Source organism: Pararhizobium sp. LjRoot255, assembly GCF_964252905.1.
Lineage (GTDB): Bacteria > Pseudomonadota > Alphaproteobacteria > Rhizobiales > Rhizobiaceae > Pararhizobium.
Map to the genome: position 1 here is coordinate 3,569,312 of NZ_CAXUPQ020000001.1, position 14,272 is coordinate 3,583,583.

The window sequence follows — 14,272 nt, forward strand, 5'->3', positions numbered from 1 at the left end:
CCGCGTCACGCCTCTAATGATGATGTCTCTCAGGCTCGAGCATCCTGAAGGCCAACCGCTCGCTGACCGAAGCGTTGGAAAGCACAAGTTCTGCATCGAACTCGTGCGGTTCGGCGGGAGCCTCGACGCTCTGCAGAAGGTGGTGGTCGCCCGCGACGGGGACCAATGTGTGCTGTTCGAGGCCAGCGTCGCGTTTGATGGCGACTGCGGCCGAGAGCCCCTCGGCATGCCGCGAAACGCGCAGGCGGAAACGCTCTCCGTCCGCGGTATCGACGATTTCCAGGAGACCTTGCGCCAGCTTGCCGTCCACCTGGAACGGGTCAGGAGCATGATGGTGTCCCCGGGGTTCGGGTGCGGCGATCCTGACGGTCGCGATGGCAAGCGCCGGAATGTGGGCGAAGAGTTCGCCTTGCAGCCTGCTCGTAATGACGTTCGCTTCCGCAAGCACTACGCTCTCGTCAATGACCACCGCGACATCGATATGAAGCTTGTGGCCCAGCCATCGCGCTTTCGCCTCGGTAACCTTGTCGATGCCTTTGACATGGGCGGCGGCGTGCTCGATCTCGTCGACGATCCCGGGCTCGACGCCATCCAGCATACGCGTCAGCACCGATCGCGCCGACTGCCAGACGATACCGAAGATGGCCATTGTGATCAGCAGGCCGACGATCGGATCGGCGATCGGAAAGCCCAGCCAGACGCCGATGGCTCCGGCGACGACCGCGAGGCTGGTGAGGCCGTCTGTGCGGGCATGGAACCCGTCGGCGATCAGCGCCGCGCTGTTGATTTCCCGACCGACACGGATGCGGAAGACCGCAACGGCTTCGTTGCCGATAAAGCCGATGATGCCAGCGGCGACCAGCCAGCCGAGATGGGAGATGGGTTCCGGATTGATGAGGCGGTTCATGGCTTGGTAGCCGGCGACAAGCGCACTGAACAGGATGATGAGCACAATGACGATACCCGCCAGGTCTTCGACGCGGCCGAGACCGTAGGTGAAGGTCTTTGTCGGCTGACGCCGCACCAGCACGAACGCGATCCAGAGGGGGATCGCCGTGGTGGCGTCTGCGACATTGTGGATGGTGTCGGCGAGGAGCGCGACGCTGCCCGACAGCGCAACGACGACGATCTGCATCGCCGCGGTCGCCGCAAGAATGACGAATGACCACTTGATCGCCCAGATACCGCGGTCCGTCGTGGCAATGGTCGCGTCGATCACGCCGTGCGTATGGCCGTGCGGACCGTGGTGATCATGACCATGGGGTTCGTGGCTGTGGCCATGGCTTCCAAAGCCAAACCAGTCGAGACCTTTGTTCCACATTGCTAACTCACATTCTTTTTCGCTGTCCCGACACCGCATGGGTGCCGATGCAATGCTCGTTCAAAGGTATTTGGTGATCGTCTTGAATTCGTCGATGGTCCGCCGCTGGTCGCTGCCGAGTGGCCCGACCGCATCTTCCAGGCAGTGATCGAGGTGGTCTTGGATCAACGTGCGTTTGGCGTTGGTTATGGCCTTCTCGACCGCTTGAAGCTGCTGGGCGAGGTCAAGACATGGCCGACCGCTTTCGATCATCGCGATGACGCTTTTCAGATGTCCCTCGGCCCGCTTGAGCCGCTTGACGATTTCGGAATGGGTTTCGTGTCGGTGTCCTGTCATGGTTATTACCTATCCCCCTGGAGAGGATATTTCAAGCGCTGATCCCTGCCCGAATCCGCGATGCCGGATGCGCCCATGATCCCTCGTGCGGGAAAGAGACCTCTCAACATTTTCGCCGCCTTCATGGCGGCGATTGCGGTTTTGTTTCTGGCACTTGCGGGCGTAGGCCCACGGCCGCCACGAGACCCCCCTTGTCGTGGGCGTGGTCGGCATGATGATGGTCGGCGAGGTCATCGAAAGGTCGGCAGCAAGGTCGAGATCGTCGTGGGAATCGCCGTGATCATGGGCGTGAGTCTCCATAATCAAACCTCATGGACCAGATACAAGCATCAGGAAAAATAGAGCAGCGACGCGAAACGGCATGATTGTGTCATAACCGGCCTGCCAACGCAGGCGACGATCGTCGTGATTAGGTCACCGTGAGACGTCATGGCTTCTCATGAGAAGAGCGGCCTCTCGGCCGCTCTCTGACATTTCTATGGGTGCAAGGTGTTCCGAAACTTGGGCCCTATGACTTTTGTGACGAGCCCCCCACGCATAGAAGAAGAAGACTGCCCGCAAATCAGCTGCACCCGCTCGTCGCACCGCACGTGTCGCACTTCTCGCAGGTCCCGTTCCGGACCATCGTGAAGTTCTGGCATTCGGAGCACATATTGCCCGTATAGCCTTGCGCGATCGAGCGCATGCGGCGTTCGGCCTCCAGTTTCTTGGCGTCCGACTTGGCAGCGGCAGCTTCGGCGGCAGCCTTGTCGGAGAAGAGGGCGGTCACTTCGCTTCCGGCCTCTTCGGCGGCCTCTTCGGCGGTCTCCTCGGCCAGTTCGACGGCGCGTTCCTCGTAGTCGCGCTTGAAAGCGACGATTTCGGAGGTGGCGATTGATGTTACCGGTTCGAGCTTGCGGGCGGCGGAGCCTGCAAACGCGGTGACGTTGGTGCCGCCGGAGGCTTTGGCCGGGGCCGCGGTCGCAGCCCCCTTCGGCTCGCCGGACGTGCGGTCGATCTGGCCGCCCTGGACGAGCGTCGGCTTGTGGCCGCGGGTCCAGCCGGTGGAGATCAGGTTGGTCTTGCCTTCCTGGATGCCCTTGCCGAGCGCCGTGTTGGAGAAGTCCGATGTATCGACATGGGCGAGGTCATGGCGGTTCAGGTACGAGACGGCGAGTTCGCGGAACACGTAGTCTAGGATCGAGGTGGCGTTCTTGATCGCGTCGTTGCCCTGCACCATGCCGGCCGGCTCGAACTTGGTGAAGGTGAAGGCCTCCACATATTCTTCCAGCGGTACGCCGTATTGCAGGCCGAGCGAGATGGCGATGGCGAAGTTGTTCATCATCGCCCGGAAGGCAGCACCTTCCTTGTGCATGTCGATGAAGATCTCGCCGAGGCGGCCGTCACCGAATTCGCCGGTGCGCAGATAGACCTTGTGCCCACCGACGACCGCCTTCTGGGTATAGCCCTGGCGGCGGTTCGGCAGCTTTTCACGCTCGCGGGTGACGCGCTCGATGACGCGCTCGATGATCTTTTCCGTGACCGCGACGGCCTGGGCTGCTGCCGGGGCCTGGATGAAATCCTCCATCGCATCCTCGTCGTTCTCGTCCTCGATCAGCGAGGCGTTGAGCGGCTGGGAAAGCTTCGAGCCATCGCGGTAAAGGGCGTTCGCCTTCAGCGCCAGCTTCCAGGAGAGCATGTAGGCGGCCTTGCAATCCTCGACGGTTGCCTCATTCGGCATGTTGATCGTCTTGGAGATCGCGCCCGAGATGAACGGCTGGGCGGCCGCCATCATGCGGATATGGCTTTCGACCGAGAGATAGCGCTTGCCGATCTTGCCGCAGGGATTGGCGCAATCGAAGACCGGCAGGTGTTCGGCCTTCAGGAACGGCGCGCCTTCGAGCGTCATCGCACCGCAGACATGGATGTTGGCGGCCTCGATCTCCTTCTTCGAGAAACCGATGTGCTCAAGCAAGTTGAAGCTCATGTCGGCGAGCTGCTCGTCGGACACCTTCAGCGTGCCTTTGAGGAAATCGGCGCCGAGCGTCCACTGGTTGAAGACGAACTTGATGTCGAAGGCAGCCTTGGTGGCGGCGTTGATCGCCTCGACTTTGTCGTCGGTAAAGCCCTTGGCACGCAGCGAGCCGGGGTTGACGGCGGGCGCCTGGTTGATGTTGCCGTGGCCGACGGCATAGGCCTCGATCTCGGCGATCTGGCTTTCCGAATAGCCGAGCGTGCGCAAGGCTTCGGGAACCGCGCGGTTGATGATCTTGAAGTAGCCGCCACCGGCGAGCTTCTTGAATTTCACCAGCGCGAAATCGGGCTCGATGCCGGTCGTGTCGCAATCCATGACGAGGCCGATCGTGCCGGTCGGCGCGATGACGGAGACCTGGGCGTTGCGGTAGCCGTGCTGTTCGCCAAGCGCGACGGCCTTGTCCCATGCAGCCTTGGCATGGACGATCAGGTCTGCATCCGGGCAATCGCCGTGGATGAGGGCGACCGGCTCGACCGAGAGCTTCTCATAGCCCTGGGTTTCGCCGAAGGCGGCGCGGCGATGATTGCGCATGACGCGCAGCATGTTGTCGCGGTTCGGCTTGAAGCCCGGGAAGGGGCCGAGCTTGGCGGAAATTTCCGCCGAGGTCGCGTAGGAGACGCCGGTCATGATGGCGGTCAGCGCACCGGCGATCGCCCGGCCTTCCTTCGAATCGTAGGGAATGCCCGAGGACATCAAGAGGCCGCCGATATTGGCGTAGCCGAGGCCGAGCGTGCGGTATTCATAGGAGAGCTCGGCGATTTCCTTGGACGGGAACTGCGCCATCATCACGGAGATTTCGAGCACCAGCGTCCACAGGCGCACGGCATGCTCGTAGTCGGCGATGTTGATGTTCTTGGTGGCAGCATCCTTGAACTGCAAGAGGTTCAGCGAGGCAAGGTTGCAGGCCGTGTCGTCGAGGAACATGTATTCCGAGCACGGGTTGGACGCGCGGATCGGGCCGGCGGCCGGGCAGGTGTGCCAGTCATTCATCGTCGTGTTGAAGTGCAGGCCCGGATCGGCCGACGCCCAGGCGGCGTAGGAGATCGATTCCCAAAGGTCGCGCGCCTTCAGCGTCTTCATCACCTTGCCGTCCTTGCGGGCGGTCAGGTTCCAGTCGCCGTCATTCTCGACGGCGCGCAAGAAGTCGTCCTTGAGCGAGACGGAGTTGTTGGAGTTCTGGCCGGAGACTGTGAGGTAGGCTTCCGAATCCCAGTCCGTGTCATAGGTCTTGAACTCGATGTCCTTGTAGCCCTGCTTGGCGAACTGGATCACGCGCTGAACGTAGTTTTCCGGAACCTGATCCTTCTTGGCCGCCTTGATTTCGCGCTTCAGGGCAGGGTTCTCGGCGGGATCGAAGCAGGCATCGTTGTCGGCGGAGCAATTGACGCAGGCCTTCATGATCGCCTTCAGGTGCTTGGCGACGATCTTCGAGCCGGTGACGAGGGCAGCGACCTTCTGTTCTTCCTTGACCTTCCAGTTGATGTATTCCTCGATATCCGGATGGTCGATGTCGACGACAACCATCTTGGCGGCGCGCCGCGTGGTGCCGCCCGACTTGATTGCGCCGGCAGCGCGGTCGCCGATCTTCAGGAACGACATCAGGCCCGACGACTTGCCGCCGCCGGAGAGCTTTTCGCCTTCGCCGCGCAGATAGGAGAAGTTGGAGCCGGTGCCGGAACCGTATTTGAACAGGCGCGCCTCACGCACCCACAGGTCCATGATGCCGCCTTCGTTGACGAGGTCGTCGCCGACCGACTGGATGAAGCAGGCATGCGGCTGCGGGTGCTCGTAGGACGACTTCGACTTGACGAGCTTGCCGGTGAAGGGGTCGACATAAAAATGGCCCTGGCCGGGGCCGTCAATGCCATAGGCCCAGTGCAGGCCGGTGTTGAACCATTGCGGCGAGTTCGGCGCAACGCGCTGGGTGGCGAGCATGTAGGCGAGTTCGTCGCGGAAGGCGAGCGCATCGTCTTCCGAGGCGAAATAGCCGCCCTTCCAGCCCCAATAGGTCCAGGTGCCGGCCAGGCGATCAAAAACCTGGCGGGCGTCGGTTTCGGAACCGTACTGCTCGTCCTTCGGGAGATCCTTCATCGCGGTCACGTCCGCTTCGGAGCGCCACAGCCAGGAGGGAACGGAATTTTCCTCGACCTTTTTCAGGCGCTTCGGCACACCCGCCTTGCGGAAGTATTTCTGGGCGAGAATATCGGCCGCGACCTGGCTGAACTGAGCGGGCACATCGATGTCCGCCAAACGAAACACGATCGAGCCATCGGGATTCTTGATCTCGCTGATGGCCTTGCGGAATTCAATCTCGGCATAGGCCGACTGGCCTGCCTTGGTGAAACGACGTTCGATCTGCATCTGTCCCTTGTCCTTTGTTTGGCGCATGCCCGAACCGCCGAAGCGCTGGGCAAAATATCCCCGTCCGGCTGCACGGGTGGTTGCGCAGCCAGCTCTCGTTTTTCCGCTCTCTGTGGGAAACCCGTCTCGGGTTATCCTGTATCTTGTGCTGATTTTGGCTGCAAACACTAAATATAGTATTAACAACTTCTTTACGCCAGCTTTTTGTGCCGTGTTTGGCATCAGGGGCAATCACAAAAAATAACCGTCGCGACCGGCGATCTTTCACCGGACTGCCTGAACCAAACGATTTTTTCTGAAATGAACCGGCCTCGTAATGTGTCCGGTCCCGCTGACGCCGCAACGTGAGATCCATTAACGGCATCAGACCCGATTCCGTCAAGGGCTGGTTTGCGGCGTATTTATGAACACCAGATGTTGTGTGCACTACCTGTGGAAAACGGGGACAGAAACCAAACCCAGCAAAATCAGGCGCTTCGTCGGCTTGGCTGCTACGGCTCCTCTAAAGGCAGGCGGATTTCCGAAAATTTTGCGGGTAAGAATTGACCGTAGTGATCATCCGCCATAGCCAAACGGGCTTTCTTATGGCGCTGGGGAAAAACTGATTCGGGCACGCGGCTGGCGCTTGAAAGCCGGTTCGCTTCAATTCCAAACCGCCCTCCGGCAAGCCCTTTGGCCTGTCACAGGGCGTCCAGATTGATGCCGACGGTGAGCGTGCCGATCGGCTGGTGCGTCTGCGGATCGGACACCGTCAAACTTGCCTGCGATTGCAGCGTTTGCGTCGATTCATCCTTCTCCGCCCGGTCAACAAAAAGCACGCCGGCGCCGGCGGGGTACGTCTTTTGCCATTTCTGCTCGTCGCCTTGCCAAAAGTCGGAACTGGGCTCGCTTTCGCCGATGCTGAGGCCCTTGGCATCGATGACGATGATCTCGGTGATGGCCCCGCCCGAGGCCGCCTGCTTGGCCTTGAGGAATTTCGCCAAGGGGGTGCCCGTGACCGAATCGATCAATGGATGATGATCGCTTGAAAGTTCGACGTGCCACGCGGCATCCATGCGATCGATATCGGACAGGGTCAGATGCGTATGACGTTCATTGTGATCCTTCAGCGCTTCGACGATGAGAGGATCCTCTATCCACGACCGGACATTGGCCTCGACATAGGCGGTGACCGGTCCGATGTGGACGTCGCTGGCCATCGACCCAATGATCGGCAGCGACCAGAGGCACGTGCCAACAGCGATCGAAACGAGCGCCCCGCGTATGATGGTCTGTCCTCCCACTGACAATCCGTATCGCGCAGCCATCGGCCTGCGCGATCGATTTCTTGCCACCGCAGCGGAAATCGCGGCGCAGAATGGTTTAATCTATGGGGTCAAATCATTCAAAAATAGCTAACATTCGCCATCACTCATAAATAAATCGCCGCCGCCTTCATGTAAGCGCAGGATATCGCAAGCCGAAACGCATGGTTGCGTCAGCCGCGGGAGCCTTTCGCAATCGGCTCCTGATAGGTGAAGCCCATGTCCCAGGGAAAATAGATCCAGGTGTCCTGGCTGACTTCGGTGACGAAGGTGTCGACCTGCGGCCGGCCCTTCGGCTTGGCGTAGACCGCGGCGAAATGCGCCTTCGGCAGCATGGCCCGCACCACGGCGGCCGTCTTGCCTGTATCGGTCAGGTCATCGATGATCAGTACGCCTTGCCCGCCATCGGCCTTCAACTCCTCCGAAATGCCCTTGAGTACATACATCTCACCCTGCGCGTCATAGTCGTGATAGGAAGCAACGCACACCGTCTCGATCAGGCGGATGTTCAATTCGCGGCAGACGATTGCCGCCGGAACGAGCCCGCCGCGGGTGATGCAGACGATCGCCTTCCATTCGCCGCCATTGCCGGCAAGGCGCCAAGCGAGCGCACGTGCATCGCGGTGAAACTGGTCCCAGGAAACGGGAAATGCTTTATCAGGAAGTGACATTGCGAAGCTCCGGTTAATGGCGGCATCTTGTATTCGGGAAAGTGGTGCGGACGACGGGGGTCGAACCCGTACGGATTGCTCCGAGGGATTTTAAGTCCCTTGCGTCTACCAGTTTCGCCACGTCCGCGTGTTTTTCCTTTCAGACACTTGGCTGATTTCGTCAAGCGAATGTTTTGCGGAGGCGGAGCACAGCTCGCGCTGGGCAACGGCGAATTCGATCGCAGCAAAGAGCCGCTACCGGCCAGACGGCCATGCCGGAACCGAAAAACCCCTCAAACGATGGGGTTATGCCAGTTTGGCAGGCGCCCTATATTTCGCGCTCACAGGGAAATATGGAGGCTGGTCGAGGTGTTGCAGGAAATCCCATTGACATGGAAACCGATCCGAAATCGTTCCTATGCCGGTATGCTGGGTCAGCATCAACTGGCCTATATATTGCAGCATGACGGGCAAACGACCTGGAAATGGATGGTTTCCGGTTGCAACGGCACGATCCGCTACGACTTCCAATCCGCCGATACGCTGGAGGAGGCCAAGGCTGCTGTGCAGGCGAGTATCGAGCAATGGTTCCGTCAGGCGGGATTGCTGGGCGCGGAAATGCCCTCTGAACGGCTTTCCGTCGTCTTCGGCGCTGCATAGCGCCCGTAGATGTTTTTTGATCGAATATCAATCGCGGCTCTGCAGTGGTGACTAACCCTACGCGTGAGGTCAACCAACGGTTCCGTTGATGCGGCAGGCCGTTGCCGCTTTAATCGCGATGCCGAGGGAGGGACACTCGGCATTTTCAGCATCCAAAAAATACCCCCTCTTCGGTGCCGGAGAGGGGCATGCACCTGAATTTCCGGTGTCCTCTGGATGTCCTGCCTGTTGCCGCCAGTTCAGCGGATATCGCCGTCCTCGACGATCGCTTCGGGACGATCGCCGCCGTCGGCGTGTTCATAATGCCAGAGGCCGCTTGGATCCTGAAAGCTGATTTCCTCGTCATCGCCGCCGACCTGCTGTTCGGCTGCTGCGGCTTTTGCCGCCGCCAAAGCTATTTCGCGGCTTGGGAAGGTCTCGGAAAAGACGTCGGCAAGCTTGTAGGCCCATCCGCCATCATGCTCAACGATCGCATATACCACTCTGGCCATGTCTTACTCCCTGGAGCGCGCCGCATTCGATTGCCTTGGCGGCGTCGGCACGACCGGACCGGAACAGCCCATGCAGGCGTTGTTCCAATTGCCGAAATGCGGGTCGCAGGTTTTTCCCATTTGCGTCCGGGCAGCCCAAGGTATCACGAAATTCGCCTCGTTTGGTAGTTTCGCGACTGGGCGGGCTGAGAACCAGCAATGGTTGACCGCCGTCAAGAAGCGGGTGGCCCTGAAAAAGGGCAGCCTTGCCGTCGGAGAACCCTGGTCGCGATCCCGGCGAGGCCAGGTCTGGTGGTCTTTTCCATAGAACCGGCAATTCCTCTTGATTGCCGCTGGAGATCGGATTTATCAGTTTGCAGGTTCGCCGTCAGAGCCCAAGGGGCGACCGTCGCGACTTTCGACTGAACGATCCGAACAGGACTTGCCGATGACCAGCGAAAAAATCGTAACTGCCGCCATGCTCGCCATTGGCGACGAATTGTTGTCCGGCAGGACCAAGGACAAGAATATCGGCCATCTTGCCGACATGCTGACGATCGCCGGCATCGATCTCAAGGAAGTGCGTATCGTCTCCGACGACGAGGCGGCGATAGTCGCCGCCTTGAATGGCCTGCGGGGTCAATACGACTATGTCTTCACCTCCGGCGGCATCGGCCCCACCCATGACGACATCACCGCGGACGCGGTTTCGCGGGCGTTCGGTGTCGAATGCGTTCATGATCCCGAGGCGATGCGCCTCCTCGGCGCGATGTATGAGCGGCGCGGCATGGAGTTCACCGAAGCGCGGCGGCGCATGGCGCGCATGCCGAACGGCGCCCGGCATATCCCCAATGCGGTTTCGACGGCGCCGGGCTTCATCATCGGTAACGTTTATGTCATGGCCGGCGTGCCGCAGGTCTTCCAGGCCATGCTGGACGCGCTTTTGCCGCAACTCGAGACCGGCACGAAGGTCAAGTCGCGCTCGGTGCTGTCACCCTTTGGCGAGGGGGATATCGGCGGCCCGCTGGGCGAGGTGCAGAAGGCTCACCCAATGACGAGCATCGGCTCCTATCCGAAGTTCGACGGCAAGTCGTTTTCGACCGACCTTGTCATCCGCGCCCGTGACGAGGCAGTGCTCGATGCGGCAGAGGCGGATGTGCGGGCGATGATCGAAAAGATCGCGGCTGCGAAGCGCGTAACGCGCTGATTCCTTACGGCGTTTGAGGCGCCGCGATGGTGAATTTCTGCTCGACGCTGGCGGTCTTGCCGCTGTTCAGATCGTTGAAATGAAACCGAAGGATATAGTCGCCTGCCGCAGCGCCGCTGACATCGGTGGTCAGCGTCGCATAGATTTCCTGGTTGCGGAAAAAGCCGGTGAAGGTGAAGTCGCCAAAGGCTTTCTGGCTGGCGAGAACTTCGCCGGAGGCGCTCAGGATATCCAGATCGACGGTGAAATGCGACTGGATCTTGCCCGCCTCGCTTGCCGGCTTCCAGCTCAGCCCGACGGGCTCGACATAGGAAACGAGGGCTTCGCCGGGTTTGAACTGCGGCTCCGGCTTCGGCTCATACATGGCGTATCCCGCCGGGTCAGTCGTGACGAACACTGCCTTGCCGATGGAAAAGGGAAGTGTCGCGGAGAAATCGCTGATTGCAGTGCGCATGACGTCGTGAGCGCCGATCGCGTCGCCGGATGCGGCCAAAGCCTCGGCTTTGGTGGCCGCGTCCGCAAGTTGACCGGCCGCGGCCGGCCCAGCCAGCAGCGCCAGCATTAGAGCCGCACGGACCGCAATCATCGCAGCCTCTCTTCGTTTACCGGCGCGCATTGTCTCTCCCCCGCGATCCCATGGTCGCCACGGATTTTCGGGATTTGCAGGCTGGTGTCAAGGCGAGGCGCATTCGGCTTTTTAAACATGATTATAATAGTATACTTAATGCGAATAGCTGTGGTTTCGCGCCTTCCGTTGTGGCATAGGCATGGCGACACGAACCCGAGCGAAAGACCCGCATTCCATGAAGCAGAACGTTGATCACGCCGTCGAGGCACTGCGCACTCTGTTCCCGGCAACGCCGCTGCAGCTCAACGAGCACTTGAGCGCACGCTACGGCGCGACGATCTACCTGAAACGCGAGGATCTTTCGCCGGTTCGCTCTTACAAGATCAGGGGCGCTTTCAATTTCTTCCGCAAGGTGATCGAGGCAGGCGGCACGGGCAAGACCTTCGTCTGCGCTTCGGCCGGCAACCACGCCCAGGGGTTCGCCTTCGTCTGCCGGCACTTCGGCGTACCGGGCGTCGTCTTCATGCCGGTGACGACGCCGCAGCAGAAGATCGACAAGACGACGATATTCGGCGGCGAGTTCATTAGCATCCGGCTCGTCGGCGATTTCTTCGACCAGTGCTATCAGGCGGCGCGCGATCATGTGGAAAAGATCGACGGCGTCATGGTGCCGCCCTTCGACCATGCCGATATCATCGAAGGGCAGGCGACGGTCGCGGCCGAAATCATCGAGCAATTGCCCGAAGGCACGATGGCCGATCTGGTGATCATGCCGGTTGGCGGTGGTGGCCTTTCGGCCGGGGTGACCGGTTATCTGAAGGGCGTGGTTGCCGCGGAATCCTTTGTCTTCTGCGAACCCGAGGGTGCCCCGAGCCTGCGGCGCAGCCTGGAGACGGGCGCGGTGGTGACGCTCGACCAGGTCGACAATTTCGTCGATGGCGCCGCCGTGGGGCGGGTCGGCGACCTCAATTTCGCGGCGTTGAAGGATTTTTCCACCGACCAGGTGCTGTTGCTCGCAGAAAACGCCATCTGCGTGACGATCATCGATATGCTGAATGTCGAGGGCGTCGTGCTGGAACCGGCCGGCGCGCTTTCAATCACGGCGCTGGAGGCGCTGGGGCGCGACAGGCTGGAGGGCAAGACCGTCATTGCCGTGGTCTCCGGCGGAAACTTCGATTTCGAGCGCCTGCCCGACGTCAAGGAACGGGCGATGCGGCATACGGGCCTGAAAAAATACTTCATCGTGCGCATGGCGCAGCGCCCCGGCGCGCTCAAGGATTTCCTCGGCCTGCTCGGCGAGGAGGACGATATCGCCCGCTTCGAATATCTGAAGAAATCGGCGCGTAATTTCGGTTCGATCCTGATCGGCATCGAAACCAAGCATCCGGAGAACTTTCCCCGGCTGAAGGCCGCATTCGACGCCGCCGGGCTGCGCTATCAGGATATCACCGACAACGAGATTCTGGCCAACCTGGTGATTTAGATGGATCTTTTTTTCACGTTATTTCTTGTGGTTGCTCGATTGCCTTAAACCATTTTATGATTTAGCCGGCGATCGGCGGCGATCGCCGGGATCAATATGTCGATCAGTGCAACTGCAAAAGGTTTCGTCACCATGCGGGCAAAGCCGTTGCTGTCCCACGTCCTCCCCCCGCCCGTTTCGAACTTAGTCTTTGACAGGTTTGCTTGTCATGATAAGTCTTCCGCATGGCTTCGTTCTTGTCAAAATTGTTCGGTTTTTCCGGCGGCTCCAAAGTCGAGATCGCTGCATCCTCCGCAAAGACGGAGACCTATGGCGACTGCCTGATCCGGGCGACGCCAAAGAAGGAAGGCGCGCAATTCAGGCTGGCCGGCTCCATCGAAAAGAATGTCGGTGGCGTCATTCGCGTCCGTACCTTCATCCGGGCCGATCTGTTCAGCTCGGAAGAGGATGTGATCGACGCGACCTTGCGCAAGGCGCGTCAGATCATCGACCAGCATGGTCCCGCGCTGTTCGCTGATGACGTGGTTTCCCGGCAGGTCTAAATCAAGATATCCGCAACACCTGCCACTCGGCCGACGGGTTTGATAAACGTTTCTTTAAATTTGAGATTTATAAAATTCCGGAATCAAATCCGGGCGCACTGTCGATGACCAATGTATTTCTTTTTCTCGGCGAAGGTCTTGTCTACGTCGGGGTCATGGTCACGCTGCTGCATCTGCGCCATCTCCTCGGTATTGGCGTCTTCATTGCCGCGCTCGGCGTTCTGCATTTCATCGAGACCTATCTCGCCGCCGTGTTCTACGTGCAATTGCCATTCGGCGTGATTTCACCGGGTTCGGCCGTGCTTTTCGCCGGCAAGCTGATGATGATCCTGCTCCTTTACGTGAAGGAGGATGCGGCGACGGTACGCCAGCCGATCTACGGCCTGCTGGCGGGCAACTTCTTGACCGTCGCACTCAGCCTGCTTCTTCAAATGCACGAGACGGTATCGGTCGTGCCGAACCGGACGGCCGATCTTGCCTTCATTGACGAGATGGGCTGGCTGATGCTGTGGGGAACGCTGCTGCTTTACATAGACTCGCTGTTGATCATTCTCCTCTACGAACGCCTCGGACGCTGGGTGCGCGGTTTTCTCACCCTGCGCTTCCTCCTCTGCGGGATTGCCGTTCTGACGTTCGACCAGGCCGGATTCTACATCGCGCTACATGCGGTGAACGGTGCGCCGGCCGAGGTGTTGTTGGGTGGCTGGTTTGCAAAGATGGGCGCTGCCGTCTTCTACGCGGCGATCCTTGGCGCTTATCTGCATTTTTCCAGCCATTCGGGGCGATCCGTTTCCCCGCAGCCGATCGGCGACATCTTCAATACATTGACTTTCCGGGAACGCTATGAGGACCTGCTGTCGAAATCCGGGCGGGACATGCTGACCGGCGTGCTCGACCGCAGCCGGTTCGAGTTCGAAGCGCCGCGGCTGGTCCGCAACGCGGCGGTGACCGGCAATATCGTCAGCCTGATCATGATCGACGCCGACCATTTCAAGAGTGTCAATGACCGGTTCGGCCATCTTGAGGGCGACCATGTGCTGAAGGCGATTGCCGTCGCGATCCAATCGGGTCTGCGCCAGAACGATTATTTCTTTCGCTACGGCGGAGAGGAGTTCGTGGTTCTGTGTGACGGCCTTGATCATCCGAGCGCGCTGTTGCGCGCCGAAGATCTGCGTAAGCGGGTGATGACGGATGTGACGACATCGGATCGTGCGGCCGTCACCGTGAGCATCGGGATCGCGTCGACCCCTGTCGATGGTTCTGGGGCTCGGGACCTGCTGTCGAAGGCGGATGCACGGCTATATGAGGCCAAGCGGCGCGGGCGCAACTGCGTCGTCGGAAACGCCTGACGACAAC

Annotated in this window: 12 protein-coding genes and 1 tRNA gene; 5 read left to right on the forward strand and 8 right to left on the reverse strand. The window is 60.1% G+C overall.

All coding sequences use genetic code 11. From position 1 onward, the window contains the following. Positions 1 to 13: 13 nt before the first annotated feature. The 6 genes from ACSQ2W_RS17105 to ACSQ2W_RS17130 form a co-directional block, all read right to left on the reverse strand. On the reverse strand, positions 14 to 1,321 hold the full coding sequence (locus tag ACSQ2W_RS17105; protein WP_436087332.1) for a cation diffusion facilitator family transporter: 1,308 nt from the start codon (positions 1,319 to 1,321) through the stop codon (positions 14 to 16). Positions 1,322 to 1,381: 60 nt separating this feature from the next. Further along, the gene (locus ACSQ2W_RS17110; RefSeq protein WP_436087333.1) at positions 1,382 to 1,657 is read right to left on the reverse strand and encodes a metal-sensing transcriptional repressor; all 276 of its coding nucleotides are present in this window, start codon (positions 1,655 to 1,657) and stop codon (positions 1,382 to 1,384) included. Between the two features lie 562 nt (positions 1,658 to 2,219). Continuing rightward, positions 2,220 to 6,032, reverse strand: a complete 3,813-nt coding sequence (locus ACSQ2W_RS17115; RefSeq protein ID WP_436087334.1) for a vitamin B12-dependent ribonucleotide reductase — start codon at positions 6,030 to 6,032, stop codon at positions 2,220 to 2,222. A 680-nt stretch (positions 6,033 to 6,712) separates the two neighbouring features. Then, positions 6,713 to 7,315 (reverse strand): hypothetical protein, encoded by a 603-nt coding sequence (locus ACSQ2W_RS17120; RefSeq protein ID WP_436087335.1) that lies wholly within the window; start codon positions 7,313 to 7,315, stop codon positions 6,713 to 6,715. A 194-nt stretch (positions 7,316 to 7,509) separates the two neighbouring features. Then, positions 7,510 to 8,007 (reverse strand): xanthine phosphoribosyltransferase, encoded by a 498-nt coding sequence (gpt, locus tag ACSQ2W_RS17125; protein WP_037160083.1) that lies wholly within the window; start codon positions 8,005 to 8,007, stop codon positions 7,510 to 7,512. 42 nt (positions 8,008 to 8,049) lie between these two features. Further along, positions 8,050 to 8,134, reverse strand: a tRNA-Leu gene (locus tag ACSQ2W_RS17130). A 239-nt stretch (positions 8,135 to 8,373) separates the two neighbouring features. On the opposite strand from ACSQ2W_RS17130, the gene ACSQ2W_RS17135 reads away from it, so the two are divergent. Beyond that, positions 8,374 to 8,646, forward strand: coding sequence for a hypothetical protein (locus tag ACSQ2W_RS17135; RefSeq protein ID WP_436087336.1), 273 nt, complete (start codon positions 8,374 to 8,376; stop codon positions 8,644 to 8,646). 239 nt (positions 8,647 to 8,885) lie between these two features. Here the strand turns inward: ACSQ2W_RS17135 and ACSQ2W_RS17140 are convergent, their stop codons facing one another. Further along, complete coding sequence (locus ACSQ2W_RS17140; protein WP_436087337.1) at positions 8,886 to 9,137, reverse strand: DUF2188 domain-containing protein; 252 nt, start codon at positions 9,135 to 9,137, stop codon at positions 8,886 to 8,888. Positions 9,138 to 9,564: 427 nt separating this feature from the next. Here ACSQ2W_RS17140 and ACSQ2W_RS17145 point away from each other — a divergent pair, with 427 nt between their 5' ends. After that, complete coding sequence (locus ACSQ2W_RS17145; RefSeq protein ID WP_436087338.1) at positions 9,565 to 10,323, forward strand: competence/damage-inducible protein A; 759 nt, start codon at positions 9,565 to 9,567, stop codon at positions 10,321 to 10,323. 4 nt (positions 10,324 to 10,327) lie between these two features. On the opposite strand, the gene ACSQ2W_RS17150 is transcribed toward ACSQ2W_RS17145, so the two are convergent. Then, positions 10,328 to 10,909, reverse strand: coding sequence for a hypothetical protein (locus ACSQ2W_RS17150; RefSeq protein ID WP_436087817.1), 582 nt, complete (start codon positions 10,907 to 10,909; stop codon positions 10,328 to 10,330). A gap of 217 nt (positions 10,910 to 11,126) precedes the next feature. On the opposite strand from ACSQ2W_RS17150, the gene ilvA reads away from it, so the two are divergent. The 3 genes from ilvA to ACSQ2W_RS17165 all read left to right on the forward strand — a co-directional run bounded on the left by ilvA (position 11,127) and on the right by ACSQ2W_RS17165 (position 14,265). After that, positions 11,127 to 12,374 carry a threonine ammonia-lyase gene (gene ilvA / locus ACSQ2W_RS17155; protein WP_436087339.1) on the forward strand — a complete coding sequence of 416 codons (1,248 nt, stop codon included), beginning with the start codon at positions 11,127 to 11,129 and terminating at the stop codon, positions 12,372 to 12,374. A 224-nt stretch (positions 12,375 to 12,598) separates the two neighbouring features. Next, positions 12,599 to 12,916, forward strand: coding sequence for an HlyU family transcriptional regulator (locus tag ACSQ2W_RS17160; RefSeq protein ID WP_436087340.1), 318 nt, complete (start codon positions 12,599 to 12,601; stop codon positions 12,914 to 12,916). A gap of 104 nt (positions 12,917 to 13,020) precedes the next feature. After that, on the forward strand, positions 13,021 to 14,265 hold the full coding sequence (locus ACSQ2W_RS17165; protein ID WP_436087341.1) for a diguanylate cyclase: 1,245 nt from the start codon (positions 13,021 to 13,023) through the stop codon (positions 14,263 to 14,265). Positions 14,266 to 14,272: the final 7 nt, after the last annotated feature.

Bases quoted from the DNA above. Each gene is read 5' to 3' on its own strand.
- ACSQ2W_RS17145 (WP_436087338.1), top strand. From the start codon at position 9,565: ATGACCAGCGAAAAAATCGTAACTGCCGCCATGCTCGCCATTGGCGAC.
- ACSQ2W_RS17160 (WP_436087340.1), top strand. From the start codon at position 12,599: ATGGCTTCGTTCTTGTCAAAATTGTTCGGTTTTTCCGGCGGCTCCAAA.
- ilvA (WP_436087339.1), top strand. From the start codon at position 11,127: ATGAAGCAGAACGTTGATCACGCCGTCGAGGCACTGCGCACTCTGTTC.
- ACSQ2W_RS17110 (WP_436087333.1), bottom strand. From the start codon at position 1,657: ATGACAGGACACCGACACGAAACCCATTCCGAAATCGTCAAGCGGCTC.
- ACSQ2W_RS17150 (WP_436087817.1), bottom strand. From the start codon at position 10,909: ATGATTGCGGTCCGTGCGGCTCTAATGCTGGCGCTGCTGGCTGGGCCG.
- ACSQ2W_RS17165 (WP_436087341.1), top strand. From the start codon at position 13,021: ATGACCAATGTATTTCTTTTTCTCGGCGAAGGTCTTGTCTACGTCGGG.
- ACSQ2W_RS17140 (WP_436087337.1), bottom strand. From the start codon at position 9,137: ATGGCCAGAGTGGTATATGCGATCGTTGAGCATGATGGCGGATGGGCC.
- ACSQ2W_RS17115 (WP_436087334.1), bottom strand. From the start codon at position 6,032: ATGCAGATCGAACGTCGTTTCACCAAGGCAGGCCAGTCGGCCTATGCC.
- gpt (WP_037160083.1), bottom strand. From the start codon at position 8,007: ATGTCACTTCCTGATAAAGCATTTCCCGTTTCCTGGGACCAGTTTCAC.
- ACSQ2W_RS17105 (WP_436087332.1), bottom strand. From the start codon at position 1,321: ATGTGGAACAAAGGTCTCGACTGGTTTGGCTTTGGAAGCCATGGCCAC.